The organism is Rhodococcus pyridinivorans (assembly GCF_900105195.1).
In the GTDB taxonomy this organism is placed as follows: Bacteria; Actinomycetota; Actinomycetes; order Mycobacteriales; family Mycobacteriaceae; genus Rhodococcus; species Rhodococcus pyridinivorans.
In genome coordinates this window covers 2402846-2417081 of the sequence record NZ_FNRX01000002.1, presented here as the reverse complement: position 1 = coordinate 2417081, position 14236 = coordinate 2402846, and the positions used below count along the sequence as shown (strand labels likewise).

Here is a 14236-nt window from a genome sequence, read left to right as displayed (position 1 = left end):
CTGGTGGTTCGGGTGCTCGTCGTCGGACTCAGCCGTTCTTCCAGTCGTCATCGGCGGCGTCGGCCGCCTTGTTCCGTTCTGCCGCGATCTCCAGCGCCCGCTGAGCGGTCTCCCTGTCCGGATAGGGACCCATGCGGTTGAGGGCGTGCGGATCCTTGCCCTGGGAGACCTTCCCAGTGCGCACGTCGTAGTACCAGCCGTCGTCGCTCATGGTCTCAGTGTGCCCGAATCGCATCTGTCTGTACGGACAACCCGACGGTTGGCGTGGCGCGGTACTGTCGGGCCGCACGCATGTGCTCGACGTCCGAACGAAGGAGCAAGCAATGTCCTACATCCTCTACGACGCGTTGCTGCCCTGGCTGGGTCCGGATGCGGCCTCCTACTGGGCGCACCTGCTGGTCATCTATCCGATCTGACCCGACCGGTAGCAACGCGGTGGGATCGGGAGACGCCGGGCGAACGAGCCGGCCTGTAAGCCGGATCCTGTCCCCCGCCGAAACGGGGTGGCGACCATCCATCTGGGCACACCGTCGCCGGGTACCTCGAGCGGTTCACCCGCAGGCTCGGGCGAGCAGCCCTCGAACACCTGCGCAGCCGCACCGCACGCGGTGCGACCTTCAACCTTGCTCCGGGCGGGGTTTACCTAGCCGCCCCGGTCACCCGGGGCGCTGGTGCGCTCTTACCGCACCCTTTCACCCTTACCTGCCGTACGGCAGGCGGTTTGCTTTCTGTGGCACTGTCCCGCGAGTCACCTCGGGTTGCCGTTAGCAACCGCCCTGCTCTGTGGAGTCCGGACTTTCCTCGATTCAGGGCCTGGCACCATCCGGTACCGGTTCCCTGCTCCGCGGCCGCCCGGCCGACTCGTTCGCTCGACCAGACTATCCCGCGGCGTATCGGCGCCGCCAACTACGGTGCACTCATGACGCGACTCGTGGCCCTGCTCCGCGGAATCAACGTCGGCGGCATCCGCATCCGGATGGCCGATCTGAAGAAGGTCTTCGTCGGCCTCGGCTTCGAGAACGTCCGCACGGTACTCGCGTCCGGCAACGTGCTCTTCGACTCCGAGGACGACCCCGCCACCGCGAAGGCCCGGATCGAGGCCGCACTCACCGAGCGGTTCGGTTACGAGGCCTACACCTTCGTCGTCGAGCAGTCGTATCTCGCGCGGGTCGTCGAGGCGTATCCCTTCGACGACGCACGCGCCGACCGGCATTCGTACGTCGTGTTCGTCTCCGATCCCGCCGTACTCGAATCGCTGGCCGCCCTGTCGGACGATCTCGATCCGAATCTCGAGTGCATCGAGGTAGGCAAGAGGGTCCTCTACTGGCAGGTCGTGAAGGGCTCGACGCTCGACAGTGCCGTGGGGAAACAGTCGGGTTCGACCCGGAACAAGGCGACGACGACCGTCCGGAACCTCAACACGCTGCGTCGACTGGCCTGACAGGGCACGTCGCCGGCCATCGCACCTGCGTACAGACTGCAGGTAGCGTCCCTCCTCGCCGTGGCCGGCGACGGATCGCTGCTCTCCGGCGGGATCGGCTGGGTCGTCGACGGTTTCATCTCGGCGACGAGCCGTGGGCGTCGCTGGTCGTCGAGCAGCAACTCAGCAACCGCGCCCCGGCAATGCCGATCTTCGTGGCGCAGAGCACGGGCGACGACTTCGTGCTCGTCCAAGGGGTCGACCCCATGGTCGACAAGTGGTGCTCGGCCGGCGCCGACGTCACCTACCGCCGCTACGACGTCGGACCCGTTCTGACGAAGACCGGGACGGGCCATCTGATCGGCATGTTCCCGGCCGTCGTCGAAGGCCTCGACTGGCTCGATCAGCGGTTCTCCGGCCGGGAATCCCAGTCCGGCTGCACCGCCTGACATCCCGCCGGAAGAATTTCTCGGGACCGTGTAACACCCTCGGTCGGCCGACAGATAGACCTGATGAGTGGCCGCGCAGGCAACCCCCCGACATGTCTGCGCGGCCACTTGTCGTTTCGCGACCGCTACGGGTTCACAGGTGCGAGGTGTCGTTGACGAGCCGCACGGACGAGCCGCCGTCCGCGTAGAACTCGGCGATGCTGAGCGACGCGAGATCCAGGTGCAGGCGGTACAGCAGCGACGGGCCGGACTCGAGCGCCATCTGCAGGAACGTCTTGATGGGCGTGACGTGCGAGACGACCAGCACGGTCGAGCCGGCGTAGTCGGTCAGCAGGTCGTCGCGCACCGAGGCGATCCGCTTGGCGACCTCGTCGAAGCTCTCGCCGTTCGGGGGTCGCACGGAGGTGTCGCCGAGCCAGCGGCGGTGCAGTTCGGGATCGCGACGCGCGGCCTCGGCGAAGGTGAGACCCTCCCAGTCGCCGAAATCCGTCTCGATCAGCCCGTCGTGCACCGTCACCGGGAGATCGAGGGCGTCGGCGGCCGCAGCGGCCGTCTCCCGCGCTCGCCCCAGCGGTGACGCCAGCACGGCGGTGATCCCGCCGCGGGCACCGAGTCGCCGGGCCGCGGCGACCGCCTGGTCGCGACCGAGTTCGGTCAGCTCCGGGTTGCCCCGCCCCGAGTAGCGACGCTCGACCGACAGCGAGGTCTGCCCGTGACGCAGCAGCAGAAGACGGGTCGGTGATCCGACCGCACCGGTCCAGCCGGGTGAAGGCGGCACTGCCGGATCGGGCACAGGCACGGCCGGCGGGGTGGCGACGTTCTCGGTCCCCGCATTCGACGGCGCCACGGGACGCGTCACAGTGTCGGACGCGACGTCCAGCAGCGCTTCGGCCGCCGCGTCCATCGCGGCGTTGGCCAGCCGGTCGGCGTGGGCGTTCTCCGCACGCGGGATCCACGTGAAGTCGACGCTGCGGAACCGGCCGGCGAGCTCACGTGCCTGCGCGGCCAGCGGGATCATGTCGGCATGTTTGACCTGCCACCGTCCGCTCATCTGCTCGACGACGAGCTTGGAATCCATGCGGACGTGCACCTCGTCGGCGCCGAGCTCGGCGGCGGCGGTGAGACCGGCGATCAGACCCTTGTACTCGGCGACGTTGTTCGTCGCGCGCCCGATGCTCGCCTGGCGTTCGGCGAGGACGGTCCGATGGTCGGCATCGAAGACCACGGCACCGTAACCGGCCGGTCCGGGATTCCCGCGAGAACCACCGTCCGCTTCGACGACGACCGTCGTCACAGTCCGGATTCCTTGGTGCGAACCAGGATCGCGTCGCACTCCGGGCACCGGACGAGCAGATCGGCGGGTGCGGCGGCGATCCGGGCGATCTCACCGCGGTCCAGTTCGAGACGGCACGCGCCGCAGCGGCGGGCCTGCAGCAGTGCGGCGCCGATGCCGGACTTCTCGCGCTGCTTCTCGTAGAGCGTCACCAGTTCCGTAGGAAAGACGGCGAGCAGTGCCTCGCGGTCGCTGCGGCACCGCTGCTCGGCCACCTCGATGTCGGCGAGCGCCTCGTCGCGGGCCCGGACGGCGTCGCCGAGCTGGTCGTCGACCTGCGAGACCCGCGCACCGGCGTGGTCGTGGTCGGCCTTCGACGCCTCACGACGCTCCATGACCTCGAGCAGGTCGTCCTCGAGTGCCGCCTGGCGACGCTCGAGGCTGGTGAGCTCGTGCTGCAGTTCGGTGAGCTGCTTCGATCCCACCGAGCCGCTCTGGAGCATCGACCGGTCGCGGTCGGCGCGCATGCGCACGGCCTCGATCTCGCCCTCGAGCTTCCGGATGTCCCGGTCGAGGTCGTCGAGGATGATCTCGACTGCCACCGCGGCGTCCTTGCGCGCGTTGCGCTCGGTCTGCAAGCGGTCCACCTCCTGCTGTTCGGGCAGTGTCCGACGGCGATGCGCGAGGCGGTTCAGCTCTGCGTCCACGGCGGCGAGGGACAGCAGCTTGGCCTGCACGGTGGGTTCGACGTTCACTCGGGTGGTTCCTGCTTTCGATGGTGTGTCGGTGGACCGGGAGTCGGCGGCCACGCGGGACGTGTCGTAGCTGATTACCGTACCGCGCCCGCCGCGGTCGTCCAGGGATCGGTGCGCAACTCGCTGACCCGCGCCTGCCAGCCGTCCCGATCGGCGAACGCCCTATCGAGGACGTCGCGGGCCTGCGCGCACCACGGGTACTCGCTCGCCCAGTGCGCGACGTCCACCAGCGCGGGACCCCCGGCGCGCAGATGCTCGTCGGCGGGATGGTGCCGCAGGTCGGCGGTGACGTAGACGTCGACGCCCTGCGCGGTGGCGAGCCCGAGGAAAGAATCACCGGATCCGCCGCACACCGCCACGGTCCGCACCGGCCGGTCGGGGTCGCCCGCACCGCGCACACCCCATTCGGTGGCCGGCAGCGCGGCGGCGACGTCGGCGGTGAACTCGCGCAACGTGCGGGTCTGCGGCAGCTCCCCCACCCGGCCGAGCCCGCGATCGCTCGGCAGGTCGGCGAGTTCGATGATGTCGAAGGCCGGTTCCTCGTACGGGTGCGCGTCGCGCAGGGCCGCGAGTACCGCCGCGCGCGACCGGCGCGGCGCGATGACCTCGATCCGGTCCTCGGGGACGCGTTCGAGGTCGCCGACCGAGCCGACGGCCGGGTCCGCGCCGTCGACCGGGCGGAACTGGCCGGTGCCCGTGGTCGACCAGCAGCATTCGCGGTAGTTGCCGAGAGCACCCGCGCCCGCTGCGAACAGTCCCGCGCGCACCGTGTCGGCGGCGTCGGACGGCACCATCACGACCCACTTGTCGGTCGCGGGTTCGGGCTTGGACTCGAGCGGTCGCAGGCCGGTCAGGCCCAGCGCCCCGGCGAGGGCGTCCGAGACACCGGGGTTCGCACGGTCGGCGTTGGTGTGCGCGGTGAACAGAGCGCAGCCGCCGCGGATGAGGCGGTGGATCAGCGCGCCCTTGGGGGTGTGCGCGCCCACCGTGTCGACTCCGCGCAGCAGCAGCGGGTGGTGCACCAGCAGCAGTTGCGCGCCCCATTCGATCGCCTCGTCGACGACAGCCGCGGTCGCGTCGACGGCGAGCAGCACCTTGCGCACCGGCTCGTCGGGGTCGCCGGCGACGAGTCCCACCGAGTCCCAGCTCTCCGCCAGCGACGGCGGGTAGGCCGTCTCCAGAACGTCGATCACCTCACGCAGCGTCGCCGCCGTCACGTCCACCTCCAGCCGATCCGCTCTCTCCTACGCGCACGACCCTACGCGGCGGAAGACCGAACGAACGGGGAGAATGGCCCGGTGACCGTTCTTGCTGCCACCCAGCCGCTCGTGCTCCCTGCTCCCGTCGTCCTCTTCGATCTGGACGGCACGCTCACCGATTCCGCGACCGGGGTGATCAACGGGTTCCTCCACGCCGCCGAGACGACCGGCTTCGAGGCACCGGACGGCAACCTGCAGTGGCTGCTCGGACCGCCCATGCGCGACACCCTGCAGAATCTCGGGCTCGACGAGGAGCAGGTCGCTGCGGGACTCGCGGCCTACCGGGACTACTACTCCGCCACCGGCTGGGCGGAGAACGCCGTCTTCGACGGCATCGAAGCAGTGCTCGAGGCCGTCCGTGAGGCAGGTAGCCGCCTGGCGGTGGCGACGTCGAAGTCCCAGACGTTCGCCGAACGGATCCTCGACCACTTCGGTCTGACCGGATACTTCGAGTTCATCGGGGGTGCGAGCGACGACGGCGCCCGGCGGCACAAGTGGGAGGTCGTCGCGCACAGCCTCGCCGCTCTCGGGATCGATCCGCAGGATGCCGAGGCGGGCGGCACGACCGGTGTGGTGATGGTGGGCGACCGCGAGCACGACATCCACGGTGCGGGCCGGTTCGGCATCCCCACGGTCTTCGTCGAGTGGGGTTACGGGACCGAGACCGAGGGTCGTGCGGCGGCGCGGACGACCGCCTCGGTCGAGGAACTGCGGGAGGTACTCACGGGTGGACGCTGACGACCGCTTCCACGTGACCTTCGTGTGCACCGGCAACATCTGCCGGTCGCCGATGGCCGAGAAGATCTTCGCCGAGCACCTGGCGGCCGACCTCGTCGTCGCCATGACCACCACTCACGAGCGGGCGCTGGCGCAGCTCGGTGTCCCGTCCGATCGCCGTGTGCTGCTGCGTTCGTTCGATCCCGACGCCGACGACGATTCCGTGCCCGATCCGTACTACGGCTCTCTCGACGAGTTCGAGCAGGTCCGCGAGCAGATCGAAACCGCCGTTCCGGGCCTGCTCGAGCGGGTGCGGCAGCAGTGAGACGCACCTCACCGGCTACCGTGGATCTGTGCGCCGATTGACATTTCTCCTACGCCCCGGCTGGTTGGTCCTGGCACTGGTGGTCGTCGGCTTCGCCTACGCGTGCTTCACGGTCCTCGCGCCGTGGCAGCTGGGCAAGAACACGAGCACCGAGGACCGCAACGGTCGCATCGCTGCGTCGATGGCACAGGATCCGGTTCCCGTCGGTGACCTACTGGGCGGCGACGGTCCGACCATCGAGGACGAGTGGCGCCGTGCGCTCGCGCAGGGCTCCTATCTGCCCGAGTCGGACGTGCTCGTGCGGTTGCGCAGCGTCGAGTCGCAGCCGGCCTACGAGGTGCTGACTCCGTTCGCACTCGATTCCGGCGGAACGATCCTCGTCAACCGCGGGTACGTGCGGCCGGTCCGCGGCACCGAGATCCCCGAGATCCCGCCCGCGCCGTCCGGCCCCGTCACGCTCGACGCCCGCATCCGGATGTCCGAGGGAACGGTCGAGGACAAAGCCCCCTTCGTCGACGACGGCTACCAGCAGGTCTACTTCATCGACGCCCCGCAGGTCGCATCCGTCACTGGTCTTGATCTCGAGGACGTCTACCTGCAGCTCGACGCCGACCAGCCCGGCGGTCTCGGCGTGATCCCGCTCCCCCAGCTCGATTCGGGCCCGTACCTGTCGTACGGCCTGCAGTGGCTGGCGTTCGGGATCATGGCTCCGCTGGGTCTGGGCTATTTTGTGTGGGCCGAGCTGCGGGAGCGTAGGAAGTCCAAGGGTTCGCAAGACGGTGGTGACGCAGCCGAGGCCCCGGCGGAAGCGGCACCGCGCACCGCGAGCGAGAAGCTCGCCGATCGATACGGCCGGCCGCGGTGACCGAGCCGACCACTCTGCCCCGATTCGAGGAGCTCCCGATGTACGCGACCGTCGACGACTATCTGGCCGACAAGGATCCGGCCGCCGTCGATGTGTTCCGGCACGTGCGCGCGATGATCCTCGACCTCGGCGGCGACGTCACCGAGCACGTTCACGCGTCGGAGATCTCCTGGTCGCGGGGCCGTCCGTTCGCGGCGGCGTTCGTCTACGCCTCGCGTCTCGAGGTGGCTCTGGATCTGCCGCGGCGCATCCACCACGCGACGCTGCGTGAGGCGTTCCCGAAGAAGGGGACGGTGACGACGCACCGGCTGAGCGTCTCGTCGGTCGACGACCTCGACGACCACTTCGTGGAGTTGCTGAACGTCGCCTACCGCACCGCGGCGGAACCACGCGACTGACGTCTAGGGGATTTGTGTGGATCGGACCCCGCTAGACGGTGGCCGGATCCACCGGAATCGCTACATGTGATTGTGGGCGCGGAGGGTTTCGAACCCCCGACCGCTGGTGTGTAAAACCAGAGCTCTACCACTGAGCTACACGCCCGAAAGACGGCGGCAGGTGCCGCCGACTTCGCATCAGGACTTTAGCGCGGCGAGCGCTCTGGCCCAAGCTCCCTGGTCACGGGCCTCTCCGGGCTGGTTCTCCTCCGCGAACTGCACGATGCCGTCCTTGTCGATGACGAACGTGCCGCGGTTGGCGAAACCGAACTTCTCGTTGAACACACCGTAGGCCTGCGCGACCTCGCCGTGCGGCCAGAAGTCGGACAGCAGCGGGAAGGTGTATCCCTGCTCGGCTGCCCAGATCTTGTGGCTCGGCGACGGGCCGACCGACACCGCGAGGATGGCGGTGTCGTCGTTCTCGAAGGTGGGCAGGTCGTCGCGGACGGCGCACAGTTCGCCCTGGCAGACGCCGGTGAAGGCGAGGGGGTAGAAGACCAGGAGCACGTTCTTGCTGCCCCGAAAGCTCGACAGCGTCACCTCCTGGTTGTTCTGGTCCTTGAGAGTGAAATCGGGGGCTTCGGCGCCCACGGCGATCGGCATGCGTATGGATCCTTACGTTCCGGGAGCCGGTTCAGCGGCGGGGACGGCCGGCCTTGGGCTGGACGAGGCGGCTGCCGATCCAGTCACCGAGGTTGGTGGCCGTGGTCTGGGTGAGGCCGGCCGTGGCGGCCGACTCGGCGATCTCGCTGGGCTCGACGTGATCGGGGCGCCCGGTCTTGGGGGTGAGCACCCACACGACGCCCTCGTCGGCGAGGGGGCCGATCGCGTCCATGAGGGCGTCGACCAGGTCGCCGTCGCTGTCGCGCCACCACAGCAGCACGACGTCGACGACCTCGTCGGAATCCTCGTCGAGCAGCTCGGTACCGGTGACCTCTTCGATCGCAGCTCTCAACTCGTCGTCGGTGTCCTCGTCCCAACCGAGTTCCTGCACCACGTGGTCGTGAGTGATACCGAGCTTGGAGACATAGTTCTTGGCATCCGCCGCGGCGACCACGGTGGCTCCTCCTAAGGGTTGTGGTGCGCGAATCGGATCCGCGTACCGGCGTGACGATCAATTGGTCAAAGCGAACATCGTTGCGGGCCTCAACGCAACCCGAATCGCTGGGAAAAGCGGGAGAATCTTTCCAGAGGGACCCATTGCACCGCCTCGCACGGTGTCCGTTCCGTCCTGTTGGCCGGGCCACGGCGTGATCCTTCGTCGCGGATGGGGGAAGATGAGGGGTGCATCATGTTCAGATGTCGATTGCGTCGGCTCCCACAAGAGCCGGCCGACGGAGAGGGCGCTCCACCTACGCGCCCACCACGATGAGGAGCAGACGTTGACAGACCTGATCCACGGATCCGACTCCCGAGAAGGCGCCGCACCGGGCGCGTCGGGACCGGATTCCTCGGCCAAGCCGGCATCGACCAAGGACAACCGTGTCCGGGTGATCCGCGAGGGTGTGGCCTCCTATCTGCCGGACATCGATCCGGCGGAGACCGAAGAGTGGCTCGAGTCGTTCGACGGGATGCTCGAGGCCGCGGGCCCCACCCGCGCGCGCTACCTGCTGCTGCGCATGCTCGAGCGTGCCAACGAGCGCAAGGTCTCCCTTCCCGCCCTGACCTCCACCGACTACGTCAACACCATCCCCACCGAGAGCGAGCCGTGGTTCCCCGGTGACGAGGAGGTCGAGCGTCGCTTCCGGGCGTACATCCGGTGGAACGCGGCGATCATGGTCACCCGCGCGCAGCGCCCGGGTGTCGGCGTCGGTGGTCACATCTCCACCTACGCGTCGTCCGCCGCCCTGTACGAGGTCGGCTTCAACCACTTCTTCCGCGGCAAGGACCACCCCGGCGGCGGCGACCAGGTCTTCATCCAGGGCCACGCCTCCCCCGGTATCTACGCCCGAGCCTTCCTCGAGGGCCGCATCGGCACGGAGCAGCTCGACGGCTTCCGTCAGGAGCACAGCCACGCCTCGCTCGGCGGCGGCCTGCCCTCGTACCCGCACCCGCGCCTGCTCCCGACCTTCTGGGAGTTCCCGACCGTGTCCATGGGCCTGGGCCCGATGAACGCGATCTACCAGGCACGGTTCAATCACTACCTGCACGACCGGGGCATCAAGGACACCTCCGATCAGCACGTCTGGGCGTTCCTCGGCGACGGCGAGATGGACGAGCCGGAGTCGCGCGGTCTGGCGCACGTCGCGGCCACCGAGGGTCTCGACAACCTGACCTTCGTCGTCAACTGCAACCTGCAGCGTCTCGACGGCCCGGTGCGCGGCAACGGCAAGATCATCCAGGAGCTGGAGTCGTTCTTCCGCGGCTCCGGCTGGAACGTCATCAAGGTCGTGTGGGGCCGCGAGTGGGACGCCCTGCTGCACGCCGACAAGGACGGCGCACTGGTCAATCTCATGAACGCCACCCCCGACGGCGACTACCAGACCTACAAGGCCAACGACGGCGCGTTCGTGCGCGAGCACTTCTTCGGCCGCGACCCGCGGACGAAGGAACTGGTCAAGGACCTGTCCGACCAGCAGATCTGGAACCTCAAGCGCGGTGGCCACGACTACCGCAAGATCTACGCGGCCTACAAGGCGGCGATGGAGCACAAGGGTCAGCCGACGGTGATCCTCGCGCACACCATCAAGGGCTACACGCTCGGTAAGCACTTCGAGGGCCGCAACGCGACCCACCAGATGAAGAAGCTCACCCTCGAGGACCTCAAGTACTTCCGCGACATCCAGCGGATCCCGATCTCGGACGAAGAGCTCGAGAAGGATCCGAAGATGCCGCCGTACTACCACCCCGGCTTCGAGTCGCCCGAGATCCAGTACATGCTCGAGCGTCGCCGGGCCCTCGGCGGTTTCCTTCCGGAGCGCCGCACCACCGCGAAGCCGTTGGCGCTGCCCGCGGAGAAGACCTACGACGTCGTCCGCAAGGGTTCGGGCAAGCAGGAGGTCGCCACCACCATGGCGACGGTCCGTGTGCTCAAGGAACTGTTGCGCGACAAGGAGATCGGCAAGCGCATCGTGCCGATCATCCCGGACGAGGCCCGCACCTTCGGTATGGACTCGTGGTTCCCGTCGCTGAAAATCTACAACCGCAACGGTCAGCTGTACACCTCGGTCGACGCCGATCTGATGCTTGCCTACAAGGAGAGCGAAGTCGGGCAGATCCTGCACGAGGGCATCAACGAGGCCGGTTCGACGGCGTCGTTCACGGCGGTCGGGACGTCCTACGCAACGCAGGGCGAGCCGATGATCCCCGTGTACATCTTCTACTCGATGTTCGGTTTCCAGCGCACGGGCGACGGCCTGTGGGCGGCGGCCGACCAGATGGCACGCGGGTTCGCCCTCGGCGCGACGGCCGGTCGCACCACGCTGACCGGTGAGGGCCTGCAGCACGCCGACGGGCACTCGCTGCTGCTCGCGTCGACCAACCCGGCCGCGGTCACCTACGACCCGGCGTTCTCCTACGAGATCGCCCACATCTTCCGCGACGGTCTGCGGCGGATGTACGGCGGCACGGAGGGTGTCGACGGCTTCGGCGGTGAGGACGTCTTCTACTACATCACCATCTACAACGAGCCGTACTCGCAGCCGGCCGAGCCGGAGGATCTCGACGTCGAGGGCCTTCTCAAGGGCATCTACCTGTACAAGCGGGGACCGGAGTCGGGTCCGAAGGCGCAGATCCTGGTCTCGGGCGTGATGATGCCCGAGGCGCTGCGTGCGCAGAAGATGCTCGCCGACGAATGGGGAGTGTCTGCGGACGTCTGGTCCGTCACTTCGTGGGGCGAGCTGCGCCGCGACGGCGTCGAGTGCGACCGCCAGGCGCTGCTGAACCCCGGTGAGGAAGCCTCGGTGCCGTACGTCGCGTCGGTGCTCAACGACGCGGCGGGTCCGTTCGTCGCGGTGTCCGACTGGATGCGCGCGGTGCCCGATCAGATCCGCAAGTGGGTTCCGGGCGACTACACGGTGCTCGGCGCCGACGGCTTCGGCTTCTCCGACACCCGTGGCGCCGCCCGCCGCGTGTTCAACATCGACGCCGAGTCCACGGTGGTCGCGGTGCTCTCGGCACTCGGCCGCGAAGGCGCGATCGATCGTGAGAAGGCCGTCGAGGCGGCCCGCACCTACAAGATCGACGACGTGACGGCCGCCCCGGTCTCGATGGCGGATCCGGGCGTCGCCTGATCCGTCCGCCGGTCACGTCCGAGTGGCGTGACCGGCCGGGTCGCGGGCGCCGGGTACTTTCGTCCCATGGTCGACGAGCCGCAACCCCGCCGGACCGGGCAGGTACCGGGCGTTCACAGGGAACGCCCGGTACCGCCGTCCCGTCCCGAGCGGGCACCGCTGCCCGACGCGCTGCTCCGTCGGGTCAAGCAGTTCTCGGGGCGACTGTCCACCGAAGCGGTACACGTCATGCAGGAGCAGTTGCCCTTCTTCGCCGATCTCGACGCGTCGCAGCGGTCGACCGTGCAGCTGGTGATCCAGACGTCGGTGGTCGACTTCCTCGAGTGGGTGCGCAATCCCGACAGCGACCTGCGCTTCAGCCTCGACGCCTTCCAGATGATCCCGCAGGATCTCGCCCGGCGACTGACGCTGCGCCAGACGGTGGACATGGTCCGCGCGGCGATGGAGTTCTTCGAGCAGTGGCTGCCGGCCCTCGCCCGCAACGAGGAACAGCTCGTGGCGCTCACCGAGGCGATCCTGCGGTACGGGCGCGAGCTCGGTTTCGCTGCCGCGGCGGTGTACGCGGGGGCGGCCGAGTCGCGGGGCGCCTGGGACACGCGGCTCGAGGCCCTCGTCGTCGACGCCGTGGTGCGTGGGGACACCGGGCCCGACATGCAGTCGCGGGCCGCGACCCTCAACTGGGACGCGACCGCCCCGGCGACGGTGATAGTCGGTACTCCCCCGCCCGACCAGGGCGTCTCGGTGATCACCACCGTGCACACCGTCGCCCAGGAGCACGGTCGCGCGGCTCTCGCGGTGGTGCAGGGCGAACGCCTGGTGATGGTGGTCAGCGGTGAACTGCACGGGACGGTCGACGCGGCGGACTTCCGCTCCGAGTTGATGCGCGCGTTCTCCGACGATCCGGTGGTGATCGGTCCGACGACACCGACGCTGGCGACCGCACACGTCTCCGCCGTCGAAGCGCTCGCCGGCATGGAGGCGGTCGTGGGGTGGCCGGGGGCTCCCCGGCCGGTGCACGCCGCCGAGCTGTTGCCCGAACGTGCGCTGCTCGGTGATCCCGGCGCGATCGCCGCGCTCGAGGACTTCGTCGTCGCCCCGCTCGCAGCCGCCGGGCCGTCCCTCGCGGACACGCTGGACGCATACCTCGACAGTGGGGGCGCTGTCGAGACTTGCGCCCGGAAGCTGTTTGTTCATCCAAATACCGTGCGGTATCGATTGAAGCGGATCACAGAAGTAACGGGTCGGGATCCCACAAATCCTCGCGATGCGTACGTGCTTCGAATCGCTGCCACGGTAGGCCGCCTGGCACGAAGCCATAACGAATTGAGATCGCCTGCACCACCTGTCACACGATTCACAATTCGCGAATCGGACACGTAACGTCCCCGGCCTTTCCACCGATAGCGAGCACCGACGTGCAGATTTGTGGGAACCCTACAAATCGAGGGGCAACCTTTCATCGCTACCGACATCTCGCAGGCACCCGTTCGCGGTGTTCCCTGGTGATCGTGATTTCGCTGCTTGCCCCCGGCCAGGGGTCTCAGACACCCGGAATGCTCGCCCCGTGGCTCGAGCAGTCCGGAGCGCGCGACCGGATCGACCGGTGGTCGCAGACGGCGGGACTGGATCTCGCGCGTCTCGGCACCACTGCCACCGCCGAGGAGATCACCGACACCGCGGTGACCCAGCCGCTCGTGGTGGCCTCCGCCCTGCTCGCCTTCGAGGATCTCGACCGTCGCGGCCTCGTGCCCGCCGACACGATCGTCGCCGGCCACTCCGTCGGCGAACTCGCAGCGGCCGCCATCGCGGGTGTCATCAGCGCCGACGACGCCGTCGCCCTCGCCGCCGTCCGCGGAGCCGAGATGGCCCGCGCCTGCGCCCTCGAACCCACCGGAATGTCCGCCGTCCTCGGCGGCGCCGAGGACGAGGTGCTCGCGCGCCTCGCCGAGTTGGATCTGGCCCCCGCAAACATGAATGCGGCCGGTCAGATCGTCGCAGCCGGGCGCCTGAGTGCGCTCGAGGAACTCGCTGCGAACCCGCCCGAGAAGGCCCGCGTCCGCGCCCTGCCGGTCGCCGGTGCCTTCCACACCCGATTCATGGCACCCGCCCAGGACGCCGTGGCTGCCGCCGCGGCGAAGATCACACCATCGGATCCGACGCACACGCTGCTGTCGAACTACGACGGCAAGCCCGTCACCTCCGGAGCCGACGCCCTCGAACGTCTCGCAGCTCAGGTCACCCGGCCCGTCCGGTGGGACCTGTGCACCGCCTACCTGCGCGCGGCGCAGGTGAGCCGGATCGTCGAGCTTCCCCCCGCCGGCACGCTGGTGGGCATCGCCAAGCGCGAGATGCGCGGCACGCCCACCGTCGCCCTCAAGACCCCCGCGGAGATCTCCGCTCTGGCCGAAAGTCTTCAACTCGGTTAGGTTGCTGCGCGCGCCGTCGCACAGCACGGGCACCTCACCGGGACCTCCCCGGACCCCCGACCGGAAACATCCGGCCGG

General features: G+C 68.7%; 15 protein-coding genes, 1 tRNA gene and 1 other RNA gene. 9 read left to right on the top strand and 8 right to left on the bottom strand.

The features are described 5' to 3' along the window. Window positions 1–28 precede the first annotated feature (28 nt). Window positions 29–211: a hypothetical protein gene (locus BLV31_RS11600; RefSeq protein ID WP_006554424.1), complete on the bottom strand. Its 183-nt coding sequence runs from the start codon at window positions 209–211 to the stop codon at window positions 29–31. A 245-nt stretch (window positions 212–456) separates the two neighbouring features. Beyond that, an RNA gene (gene rnpB, locus BLV31_RS11595) (RNase P RNA component class A) lies at window positions 457–864 on the bottom strand. 55 nt (window positions 865–919) lie between these two features. On the opposite strand from rnpB, the gene BLV31_RS11590 reads away from it, so the two are divergent. Continuing rightward, complete coding sequence (locus BLV31_RS11590; RefSeq protein WP_064061315.1) at window positions 920–1441, top strand: DUF1697 domain-containing protein; 522 nt, start codon at window positions 920–922, stop codon at window positions 1439–1441. A gap of 182 nt (window positions 1442–1623) precedes the next feature. Beyond that, window positions 1624–1869, top strand: coding sequence for a lipase family protein (locus BLV31_RS25395; protein ID WP_064061316.1), 246 nt, complete (start codon window positions 1624–1626; stop codon window positions 1867–1869). A 133-nt stretch (window positions 1870–2002) separates the two neighbouring features. On the opposite strand, the gene BLV31_RS11580 is transcribed toward BLV31_RS25395, so the two are convergent. From BLV31_RS11580 to BLV31_RS11570, 3 genes are all read right to left on the bottom strand, one after another. Continuing rightward, window positions 2003–3163 (bottom strand): bifunctional RNase H/acid phosphatase, encoded by a 1161-nt coding sequence (locus BLV31_RS11580; protein WP_064061317.1) that lies wholly within the window; start codon window positions 3161–3163, stop codon window positions 2003–2005. Beyond that, window positions 3160–3897, bottom strand: a complete 738-nt coding sequence (locus BLV31_RS11575) for a zinc ribbon domain-containing protein (RefSeq protein WP_006554428.1) — start codon at window positions 3895–3897, stop codon at window positions 3160–3162. The genes BLV31_RS11580 and BLV31_RS11575 overlap by 4 nt, the downstream gene beginning before the upstream one ends. 74 nt (window positions 3898–3971) lie before the next feature. Then, window positions 3972–5120, bottom strand: coding sequence for a Nif3-like dinuclear metal center hexameric protein (locus tag BLV31_RS11570; RefSeq protein WP_064061318.1), 1149 nt, complete (start codon window positions 5118–5120; stop codon window positions 3972–3974). Between the two features lie 75 nt (window positions 5121–5195). Here BLV31_RS11570 and BLV31_RS11565 point away from each other — a divergent pair, with 75 nt between their 5' ends. Genes BLV31_RS11565 through BLV31_RS11550 form a run of 4 tightly spaced genes read left to right on the top strand, consistent with a single transcriptional unit; the run spans window position 5196 to window position 7461 of the window. Continuing rightward, the gene (locus BLV31_RS11565) at window positions 5196–5894 is read left to right on the top strand and encodes an HAD hydrolase-like protein (RefSeq protein WP_064061319.1); all 699 of its coding nucleotides are present in this window, start codon (window positions 5196–5198) and stop codon (window positions 5892–5894) included. Further along, window positions 5884–6198 carry an arsenate reductase/protein-tyrosine-phosphatase family protein gene (locus BLV31_RS11560; RefSeq protein ID WP_064061320.1) on the top strand — a complete coding sequence of 105 codons (315 nt, stop codon included), beginning with the start codon at window positions 5884–5886 and terminating at the stop codon, window positions 6196–6198. Before BLV31_RS11565 ends, BLV31_RS11560 begins: the two co-directional genes overlap by 11 nt. A gap of 28 nt (window positions 6199–6226) precedes the next feature. After that, window positions 6227–7063: an SURF1 family cytochrome oxidase biogenesis protein gene (locus BLV31_RS11555; RefSeq protein WP_037216851.1), complete on the top strand. Its 837-nt coding sequence runs from the start codon at window positions 6227–6229 to the stop codon at window positions 7061–7063. A gap of 38 nt (window positions 7064–7101) precedes the next feature. Beyond that, complete coding sequence (locus tag BLV31_RS11550) at window positions 7102–7461, top strand: DUF5655 domain-containing protein (RefSeq protein WP_064061355.1); 360 nt, start codon at window positions 7102–7104, stop codon at window positions 7459–7461. Between the two features lie 73 nt (window positions 7462–7534). Here BLV31_RS11550 and BLV31_RS11545 read toward each other — a convergent pair. The 3 genes from BLV31_RS11545 to BLV31_RS11535 form a co-directional block, all read right to left on the bottom strand. Further along, window positions 7535–7606: transfer RNA gene (locus BLV31_RS11545), tRNA-Val, on the bottom strand. Window positions 7607–7638: 32 nt separating this feature from the next. After that, window positions 7639–8103: a peroxiredoxin gene (locus BLV31_RS11540; protein ID WP_006554436.1), complete on the bottom strand. Its 465-nt coding sequence runs from the start codon at window positions 8101–8103 to the stop codon at window positions 7639–7641. A gap of 31 nt (window positions 8104–8134) precedes the next feature. Then, window positions 8135–8557 (bottom strand): DUF3052 domain-containing protein, encoded by a 423-nt coding sequence (locus tag BLV31_RS11535; protein ID WP_006554437.1) that lies wholly within the window; start codon window positions 8555–8557, stop codon window positions 8135–8137. A 325-nt stretch (window positions 8558–8882) separates the two neighbouring features. Here BLV31_RS11535 and aceE point away from each other — a divergent pair, with 325 nt between their 5' ends. From aceE to BLV31_RS11520, 3 genes are all read left to right on the top strand, one after another. Further along, window positions 8883–11732: a pyruvate dehydrogenase (acetyl-transferring), homodimeric type gene (gene aceE, locus BLV31_RS11530; RefSeq protein ID WP_033097778.1), complete on the top strand. Its 2850-nt coding sequence runs from the start codon at window positions 8883–8885 to the stop codon at window positions 11730–11732. 66 nt (window positions 11733–11798) lie between these two features. Continuing rightward, the gene (locus tag BLV31_RS11525; protein WP_006554439.1) at window positions 11799–13112 is read left to right on the top strand and encodes a PucR family transcriptional regulator; all 1314 of its coding nucleotides are present in this window, start codon (window positions 11799–11801) and stop codon (window positions 13110–13112) included. Window positions 13113–13240: 128 nt separating this feature from the next. Further along, window positions 13241–14158, top strand: coding sequence for an ACP S-malonyltransferase (locus BLV31_RS11520; protein ID WP_024101330.1), 918 nt, complete (start codon window positions 13241–13243; stop codon window positions 14156–14158). Window positions 14159–14236: the final 78 nt, after the last annotated feature.

Bases quoted from the DNA above. Each gene is read 5' to 3' on its own strand.
- BLV31_RS11590 (WP_064061315.1), top strand. From the start codon at position 920: ATGACGCGACTCGTGGCCCTGCTCCGCGGAATCAACGTCGGCGGCATC.
- BLV31_RS11600 (WP_006554424.1), bottom strand. From the start codon at position 211: ATGAGCGACGACGGCTGGTACTACGACGTGCGCACTGGGAAGGTCTCC.
- BLV31_RS11550 (WP_064061355.1), top strand. From the start codon at position 7,102: ATGTACGCGACCGTCGACGACTATCTGGCCGACAAGGATCCGGCCGCC.
- BLV31_RS25395 (WP_064061316.1), top strand. From the start codon at position 1,624: ATGCCGATCTTCGTGGCGCAGAGCACGGGCGACGACTTCGTGCTCGTC.
- BLV31_RS11525 (WP_006554439.1), top strand. From the start codon at position 11,799: ATGGTCGACGAGCCGCAACCCCGCCGGACCGGGCAGGTACCGGGCGTT.
- BLV31_RS11540 (WP_006554436.1), bottom strand. From the start codon at position 8,103: ATGCCGATCGCCGTGGGCGCCGAAGCCCCCGATTTCACTCTCAAGGAC.